An 8371-nucleotide genomic window follows, 5' to 3' on the forward strand; every position below is an offset into this window, starting at 1 on the left:
GCGCAGTTCATCCGCACCACCTATGTCTGCACCGCCTCTTCCACACGCACACGGCATCCAGCCCTGGTCCCTCCCAGCCGGAATGCGCGCCACCCGCGCCACACGGGCGTTGGCGGCAGTTTACGAAGCCCGGCCGGATGCGGCCCTGTCCGAACCCGAAGTCGAGGCGGCCCTGGCTGCAGCGGGCGTTGCGGTCAACAAGGTTACGGTCTACCGCCTGCTTGACCGTTTTGCTGCCGCAGGGCTGCTGCACAAACAGATCGATGCCGGCCGCGTGACGCGCTACGCGTTGGCCCCACAGGGGGAGGAGGGCGCGGCACCGCGGTTTGAATGCGACGACTGCCACCGCCAGTTCCGCCTGTCGCAGGGTTCTGCCAAGGTGCAAAAGGCGCTCCAGCAGGTGTTGCAGGCGCTGGCCACTGCGGGGCATGAGAGTCTGGCAGTGGACGTTGCCGTGCACGGACGCTGTGCCGACTGTGCGCACCCGGCCGAGGGCGCTGCCGCATGATCCGCACCCGGGGGCTTTCCTACACCTATGCCACGGGGGGCGCCGCGCCGCTGCGCTTTCCGGATGTGGACCTGCGCCAAGGCGGCACGCTGCTGCTGCGCGGGCGCTCGGGCACTGGCAAGTCCACCTGGCTGGCGCTGATGGCGGGCTTGCGCGGCGCCAGCGGGGGCGACCTGTTTGTGGCGGGCACCCAGCTGGGCACGCAACGCGGGGCCGAGATCGATGCCTGGCGCGCGCGCACCATTGGCTTCTTGCCGCAAAAGCTGTACCTCAGCAGCGCACTCACCGTGGCGGACAACCTGGCGCTGGCGTACTTTGCGGCCGGGCTGCCGCGTGACGATGCGGCCATTCACCGTGCACTCACCCAAGTGGGGGTGGCCGAGCTGGCCGCCCGCAAGCCGCACCAGCTCTCCGGCGGGCAGGCGCAGCGCGTGGCGCTGGCGCGGGCCGTCCTTTTGGCGCCGCAGGTGCTGCTGGCTGACGAGCCCACGGCCAGTCTGGACGACGAGGCGGCGGCCGACGCATTGGCCCTCCTGCAGCACAGCGCCGCTGCCTGCGATGCCAGCCTGGTGATTGCCACGCATGACCAGCGTGTGGTGTCCGCCCTGGCAGGTGTCCAGACCCTTGATTTGAATGAAATCGGCACGGAGTGCCGGTTGAATATGCCTGAGCAGCTATGAATTCAGGAGCATTCAAACTCGCCCGCCTGTCCTGGCGCTACCTGTGGTCCCGGCCGCTGGCTGCCGTGCTCAACCTGCTGGTGCTCACGCTGGGCCTGGCCGCCATCACTTTGGTGCTGCTGGTGGCCACACAGCTCGACAAGGCGTTTGAGCGCGACCTGAGTGGCATCGACCTGGTGGTGGGCGCTAAGGGCAGCCCGTTGCAGCTCATCCTGGCGGGTGTGTTCCACATCGACGTGCCCACGGGCAACATCCCGCTGCAAGAGGTGCAGGCGCTGCAGAAGAACCCGCTGGTGGCGCAGGTCATCCCGCTCAGCCTGGGCGACAGCTACCAGGGCTTTCGCATCGTGGGCACCACGCCCGACTACGTGGCGCACTATGAGGCCCAATTTGCCGAAGGCGCGCTGTGGCAGCAGCCCATGGACGCGGTGCTGGGCGCCAGCGTGGCGCGTGGCATTGTCAAGGCCAGCCACCGAGGCGCGCCGCTGGTGGGGGCCACCTTCATTGGCAGCCACGGCCTGGGTGGAGGAGGGCACGCCCATGGCAACCACCCCTACCGTGTGAGCGGGGTGCTGGCGCCCTGCGGCTGTGTTCTGGACCGATTGATCCTGACCAGCACCGAATCCGTCTGGATGGTGCACGAGACCGCCACGGCCAACGATGCCGAGGACCTGGAAATCATGAAGGAAGAGCGTGAGGTGACCGTAGCCCTGGTGCGCTACCGCACGCCCATGGCGGCCATCACGCTGCCACGCCTGATCAACGGTGGCACCTCGATGCAGGCGGCGGCGCCCGCCATCGAGGTCACGCGCCTGCTGCGCCTGCTGGGCGTGGGTGCCGATGTGCTGCGCGCCTTTGGCGGCGTGCTGCTGGCCGTGGCCGCGCTCAGCGTGTTCATCGCGCTGTGGAATGCCGTGCGCGAGCGCCGCGCCGACCTGGCCATGCTGCGCATGCTGGGCGCGCCGCCGGGCCGGGTGGCCGGGCTGGTGCTATGGGAGGCGCTGTGGCTGGCCGCGCTCGCGTCCATCCTGGGGCTGCTGCTGGGGCACGGCCTGGCCCAGGCCTTGGGCTGGGCACTACAGGCGCAGGGCTTGCTGCCGGTGACGGGCTGGATCTGGCTGCCCGCCGAAGCCGGGGTGCCGCTGCTGGCCGCAGGCGTGGCGGCCTTGGCGGCGCTGCTGCCGGCCATGCAGGCCTACCGCACCGATGTGGCCGACTTGTTGAGCCAGCCCTGATGCGGCCCCCCGAGTTCTGACCTCCATAAACCCTCTAGCCACTCAACCTGAAAGTCTTTCCATGAAAAAACTTTTCGCTGCTCTCGCCCTGGCCCCCATACTGCTCGCCGGTGCCCTGGCCCACGCGCAAGCCCACAACGACAAGGACACCCAGGAAGACGTCGCCCGCCACCGTGCCATGGCTGCCGCCCACGAGGCCGCCGCCAAGTGCCTGGAGTCCGGCAAGGGCCACGACCAGTGCCAGAAAGACCTGCAGGCGGCGTGCAAGAACCTGGCCATTGGAAAATACTGCGGCATGAAACACACACATTGAGCGCCTGTTTTTTTGATGCTCGTTCGCCCGGAGTCCCCGCCATGTCCTGCACCTTGAAACCCTTGCCCATCCCCGGCCTGATGGCTCGCGTGGCTTGTCTGGCCGCCACGCTGGTTCTGGCAACCGGTGCGCACGCGCAGCAAGGCGGCGCCACCAAGCCCGCGCCGGGCGCTTTTGAGCGTGCCAAGGAAGGCGCGGCCGCAGCGCCAGTGCTGTCGTCGCCCCTGCCTGCGGGCGCTGGCACCGTCGTGCCATCGGGGTCGGGTGCGGGCTACCACAGCCCCAACAGCCCGATTGCCCCGCTGCCCCAGCGCAACGACGTGGTGCCCTGGTCGGTGCTGACCGACCTGAGCAAAAAGACCACCAAGGACGGCATCCTGCCGGTGTTCAACGACGCCCAGAAGGGCATGGACAAGACCACGCAGCGCATCCAGGGCTTCATGGTGCCGCTGGATGCCAAGCCCACGCAGACGCACTTCATCCTCACCTCCGTGCCGCTGACCTGCTCGTTCTGTACGCCGGGCGGGCCCGAGAGCATGGTCGAGGTCAAGGCCAAGACGCCCGTGCGCTATTCGCTGGAGCCCGTGGTGGTGGAGGGCAAGTTCACCGTGCTCCCTAATGACCCCTACGGCCTGTACTACCGCGTGGTGGACGCGGTGCCGGTGAAATAATCCACGGCTTTTGGCGCTGCAGGCGCTACAGCCTCCGCCGCAATCCTTTTCCCTTTCGCTCCTGACGTGACCCGCGCGCTTCTTCGCCCCCAGTACCTGCCGTCCGCCGCCCTGCGCGGCGCAGCGGTGCGGCGCATGGCGTTGGCGTGGCTGCTGCTGGCATTGGTGGTGGTGCCCACGCTGGGTCGGCTGCACCAGGTGGTGCACGGCGGCGCGCTGGACCAGGCGCATGCCGGGGTGCTGGCCGCGCCCTCTTCGTTGCCCGGGCAGCCGGCGTGGGACCTGGCCCCCACTGTGCGCCCCGCTGCCACACCCGGCCACGGTCTGTGGCTGCCCTATTTGCTGGCCCACCACGCGCCGGTGGACTGCCTGTTGCTCGACCAGCTGGCGCTGGGCGACGCATTGCATGCCGCCCCGCTGGCGCTGCCTGCGGCCGATGCGCCACTGCCGCCGGCCGTGCATGCGGCAGGGCGGGCGAGCACACCCCACATTGCGCTATTCCACGCGCGCGGCCCACCGGTCGCCTGACGCGCAGCGCACCTCCAGCCCCACCTTCTCAGCCGGCGTACCCGCTGTGTGCCTTGCAGGGCAACGCGGCGGTGTTGCGCCTGCTGGCGCAGGGCGCGGTATGCAAGCCGATGTATGCAGGCCGATCTGGCGGCTGCCAGCGGCCGTATCACGGCGCGCCGCCCATCATTACTCCTGTTTTCATAGCTGCTAGCGCATATTTCACTAGCGCTTGCAGCGGTTTTTATTCATCAACCCGCGCCCCGGGCGCGGGTCGGCATGCGCAGGCGCGTTGGCACCGCCAGCGCCGCGCATGCCTTGTTGCAGGCCACCACCATGACCCACACCTTTTCTACCCACCGCTTTGCTTCCCGCCGTGCACGCCCGGCGCTCCACCCTGTGGCCCTGGCGACCCTGCTGGCGCTGTCTGGCACCAGCGTTGCCACCCAGGCGCAGACTGCACCCGCGCCCGCTGCGGCGGCTGACGCTGCACCCAGTCTGCCCGCAGTCACCGTGTCGGCCAGCGGCCTGCAACTGGGCGCCAGCGACATGACCACCCCCGCCACCGTGCTGGAAGGCGATGAACTGGTGCGCCGCCGCGAGGCCACGCTGGGCGAAACGCTGAACAGCGAGCCCGGCATCACCAGCAGCCACTTTGGTGCGGGCGCCAGCCGGCCGATCATCCGCGGCATGGACGGCCCGCGCGTCAAGGTGCTGAGCGACGGCGCCGAGCTGCACGACGCCTCCACCATCAGCCCCGATCACGCCGTGGTGTCCGAGCCGCTGCTGGCCACGCAGATCGAGGTGCTGCGTGGCCCCTCGGGCCTGGTCTACGGCAACGGCGCCGTGGGCGGCGTGGTCAACGTGCTGGACGGCAAGGTGCCCACCGCCATCCCGCAAAAGGGTTACGAAGGCAGTGCCGAGCTGCGTGCCAACTCGGGGGCAGGCGAGGGCGCCGGGGCCTTTTCGCTGACGGGTGGGGCGGGCAATCTGGCCGTGCATGTGGAAGGCGTGGCGCGGGATGCGGGCGACTACCGCGTGGGCAAGGACTGGTCGGGCGGCAGCAAGGTGCTAGGCAGCTTCAACCGCACGGACACTGGCAGCGTGGGCCTGTCGTGGGTGGGCGACCAGGGCTACCTGGGTGCGGCCTACACCCGCCAGACCGCCAAGTACGGTCTGCCCGGCCACAACCACAGCTTTGACGGCTGCCACACCCATGGCGACCACCTGCACTGCGGCGCCCACGCGGACGACGAAGCCGACGGCCATGACCACGACGCCGCAGCAGGCGATGTGCCGGTGGTGGACCTGCGCAGCGAGCGCTTTGACTTGCGGGGCGAGCTGCGCAACCCGTTTGCGGGCTTCTCGGCACTGCGGCTGCGTGCGGGTGTCACCGACTACAAACACGACGAGGTCGAAGACGGCGCCATCAGCACCACCTTCAAGAACAAGGCCTACGACACGCGCGTCGAGCTGCAGCACGAGCCCATCGGCGGCTTCAAGGGCGTGATCGGCCTGCAGACCTCGCAGCGCAAGTTCAGCGCCGAGGGCGAGGAGGCTTACGTGCAGCCCACTGTGACCCGCAAGACGGGCCTTTTCGTGCTGGAGGAGTACCGCTGGAACGACTGGCGCTTTGAAGCCGCCCTGCGCCATGACCGCCAGACGGCCGAGGCCCAGACCAGTGGCATCGAGCGCAGCCACAACGGCACCTCGGCGTCGCTGGGCGCGGTGTGGAAGTTCACGCCGGGCTACCAGGTGGGCACCTCGTTCACCCGCGCCAGCCGCGCGCCGTCGGCCGAAGAGCTGTACGCCCAGGGCCTGCACATGGCCACCAGCACGTACGAACGGGGCAATGCCGACCTGCGCTCCGAAATCTCGCAGAACATCGATGTGAGCCTGAAGAAGACCAGCGGCGACACCACCTTCGGCGTGAGCGTGTTCCGCAACCGCATCCAGAACTACATCTATGGCCGCACTCTGGACGCGCTGGACGGCCTGCAACTGCTGCAGTACAGCCAGGCCGACGCCACCTTCACCGGCATCGAAGGCCAGGTGCGCCAGCGCCTCACACGCAATCTGGGCATCACCCTGTTTGGCGACACCGTGCGCGCCAGGCTGGATGGCGGTGGATTGCTGCCGCGCATCCCGGCCACCCGCGCCGGTGTGCGGCTGGACGCCAACTGGCAGGCCTGGGAAGGCCAGGTGGAATGGGTGCAGGTGGCCCGCCAGAACCGGGTGGCCGACTTTGAAACCGCCACGCCCGGCTACGGCATGCTGAACCTCGGCGTGAGCTACAACGGCCAGTTCAGCAGCGGCACCCCCTGGCAGGTGTACCTGAAGGCCAACAACCTGACGGACCGCCTGGCGTACGCGCACACCTCGTTCATCAAGAACGCAGCGCCGCTGATGGGGCGCAATCTGACGGTGGGGGTGAAGGTGGCGTTCTGACGGGTGATGCCGTCGTGATGTGAGCGAGCCAGCGGCGGGGGAGGGCGTTGCTGGCTTGCACACCTCCCGGCCCCAAACCACCCAAATCACCGAGTCCAAAGGTGACTTGGATGCATGCCATACTCGCTTTGACGTGGTTGATTTTTCGATCCGTCAAGGCGACGCTGCCTCAGTCCCGGTGATGGCGCGCAACCGATTCGGAAATGGGATTGGCACCGCAGCAGGCCGCCCAACGCCGGGTCGCGCGACGCGCGAAGGACTTGTTCAGCGCGGCCCCGCATGAATCTGATCCATTTGCAATAGCCCTGCATGCCCACCACTCCCACGCCGTCCGCAAACCTGTTGCAACTGCTTCCCGAGGCGGTGGTGCAGACCGATGCGCTGTGGGAGATCACGTACCTGAACCCGGCGTGGCACAAGCTCACTGGCCACTCGGTGGCAGCGGCGCTTGGCAGGTCTTTGCTGGAGTTCGTGCATCCCGACGACATCGGCACCATGCGCTCTGGCATGCCGGTGTTCCGCTTGCGCTTTGCCGACGCGGACTACCGCTGGGTGCGTCTGCAGTTCCACCCGGAGACGGATGCGGCAGAGCGGGTGATCAGCCGCCAGGGTGTCCTGATCGAGATCACCGAGGTCACCGAGCAGGTGCTGGTGGAAGTTCGCCAGCGCTTTCTGCGCTTGCTGGAAACCATTGATGGCGTGGTGTGGGAGGCTGAAATCGGGGTGGGCAATACCTTTCTGAGCCCACAGGTCGAACGCTTGTTCGGCTACTCCGTCGAGGAGTGGCGGGCTGACCCGGGCTTCTGGAGGGCGCATGTGCATCCCGATGATCTGGACGAGGCCTTGGTGATCGACGATGCTGCCTACAACGCCACGCACAGCCATGCCTACGAAATGAGCTACCGGCTGATTGCCAAGTCGGGCAAGGTCGTGTGGGTGCGTGACCTGTGCCGCGCGGTGGTCGAGCCCGGTCGCCCGAACCGCATGATCGGCCTGATGATCGATGTCACCCAGCAGAAGAACACCGAACTCGATCTGTTGCGCTCCGAAAACCGCTATTCGCTGGCGACCCGCGGATCCAATGACGGCATCTGGTATTGGGACTTGCGAACGGACGCCCTGCATGTGTCCGGGCGCTTTCTCCAGATCGTCGGGCTGGGTAGCCGCGATCATGTGTACGACGGAGGCTGGCGCTTTCTCGAGCAACTGATTGATCGCGAGGATCGCGCTCGCGTGCAGGAGGCCTACCGCAGGCACCTGTCCGGAAACAGCGCGAACTTTTCGGTGGACTTCCGTGCGTTCCACGGGGCGGGGCGGCTGGTGTGGGTCAATTGGCGCGGGCTCGCCGAGTTTGAAGACGGTGTTCCCGTGCGCATGGCGGGATCGTTGAGTGATCTGGCCGAGCGTGGCAGCTCCTACGACGCGCTGACCAACTTGCCCGGTCGGCCGTTGTTCCGCGATCGCCTCGCGCAACTCATCGCACTGCACCAGAACGACGGGGTGAACGGTGATGGCGAGCCAATACGCGGTGGGGCCACGATGTTTGCCGTGCTGCTGCTGGACCTCAACGGGTTCAAGGCGGTCAATGACTGCTACGGACACCATGTGGGCGACCAGCTACTGCAACAGGTGGCGCGGCGGCTCGAATCCTGCGTGCGGGCGGTGGATCTGGTCGCCCGCATGAGTGGCGACGAGTTCAATGTGCTGCTGGAGTCCATTGACCCCGCTGAAGCCAGCCAACGGGCAGAGCAGATCGCCGCTGCCCTTGCCGCGCCCTATGTGATCGGCGAACACACCGTGATCAGTGGCGCGAGTGTTGGCTTGGCCGCCAGCGCATCCAGGCTGGCGACGGTCGACGACTACCTGCGCGCGGCAGACACCGCCATGTACCAGGCCAAAAGTCAGTCATTGGGCGTGTGCGTGGCCCCATAAGGCGTCGTGGCCACGCCCTGCGAGGGCGTGCGGATCCGGGCTGCGGGGCCGCAGGTGGGCACCTCAAGGAACAATCG

Annotated in this window: 8 protein-coding genes; all 8 read left to right on the forward strand. The window is 67.6% G+C overall.

Going from position 1 to position 8371, the window contains the following annotated elements; genetic code table 11:
• The first annotated feature begins 82 nt into the window (after nt 1-82).
• The 8 genes from AC04MI_RS21180 (at nt 83) to AC04MI_RS21215 (ending at nt 8294) form a co-directional block, all read left to right on the forward strand.
• The gene (locus AC04MI_RS21180; RefSeq protein WP_146871106.1) at nt 83-508 is read left to right on the forward strand and encodes a transcriptional repressor; all 426 of its coding nucleotides are present in this window, start codon (nt 83-85) and stop codon (nt 506-508) included.
• Nucleotides 505-1188, forward strand: a complete 684-nt coding sequence (locus AC04MI_RS21185; protein ID WP_099730288.1) for an ABC transporter ATP-binding protein — start codon at nt 505-507, stop codon at nt 1186-1188. The genes AC04MI_RS21180 and AC04MI_RS21185 overlap by 4 nt, the downstream gene beginning before the upstream one ends.
• Nucleotides 1185-2423, forward strand: a complete 1239-nt coding sequence (locus tag AC04MI_RS21190) for an FtsX-like permease family protein (RefSeq protein ID WP_436077272.1) — start codon at nt 1185-1187, stop codon at nt 2421-2423. The genes AC04MI_RS21185 and AC04MI_RS21190 overlap by 4 nt, the downstream gene beginning before the upstream one ends.
• Before the next feature lie 61 nt (nt 2424-2484).
• Nucleotides 2485-2736, forward strand: a complete 252-nt coding sequence (locus AC04MI_RS21195; RefSeq protein ID WP_260667265.1) for a hypothetical protein — start codon at nt 2485-2487, stop codon at nt 2734-2736.
• Nucleotides 2737-2777: 41 nt separating this feature from the next.
• Entirely contained in the window at nt 2778-3407 is a 630-nt protein-coding gene (locus AC04MI_RS21200) for a DUF3299 domain-containing protein (protein ID WP_099730285.1), read from the forward strand.
• Between the two features lie 66 nt (nt 3408-3473).
• On the forward strand, nt 3474-3935 hold the full coding sequence (locus AC04MI_RS21205; protein ID WP_260667267.1) for a hypothetical protein: 462 nt from the start codon (nt 3474-3476) through the stop codon (nt 3933-3935).
• 315 nt (nt 3936-4250) lie between these two features.
• Nucleotides 4251-6362, forward strand: a complete 2112-nt coding sequence (locus tag AC04MI_RS21210) for a TonB-dependent receptor domain-containing protein (RefSeq protein ID WP_476498617.1) — start codon at nt 4251-4253, stop codon at nt 6360-6362.
• Nucleotides 6363-6671: 309 nt separating this feature from the next.
• Nucleotides 6672-8294, forward strand: coding sequence for a sensor domain-containing diguanylate cyclase (locus AC04MI_RS21215; protein WP_121942911.1), 1623 nt, complete (start codon nt 6672-6674; stop codon nt 8292-8294).
• Nucleotides 8295-8371 lie beyond the last annotated feature (77 nt).

It is taken from the genome of Acidovorax sp. LjRoot204 (genome assembly GCF_056175785.1).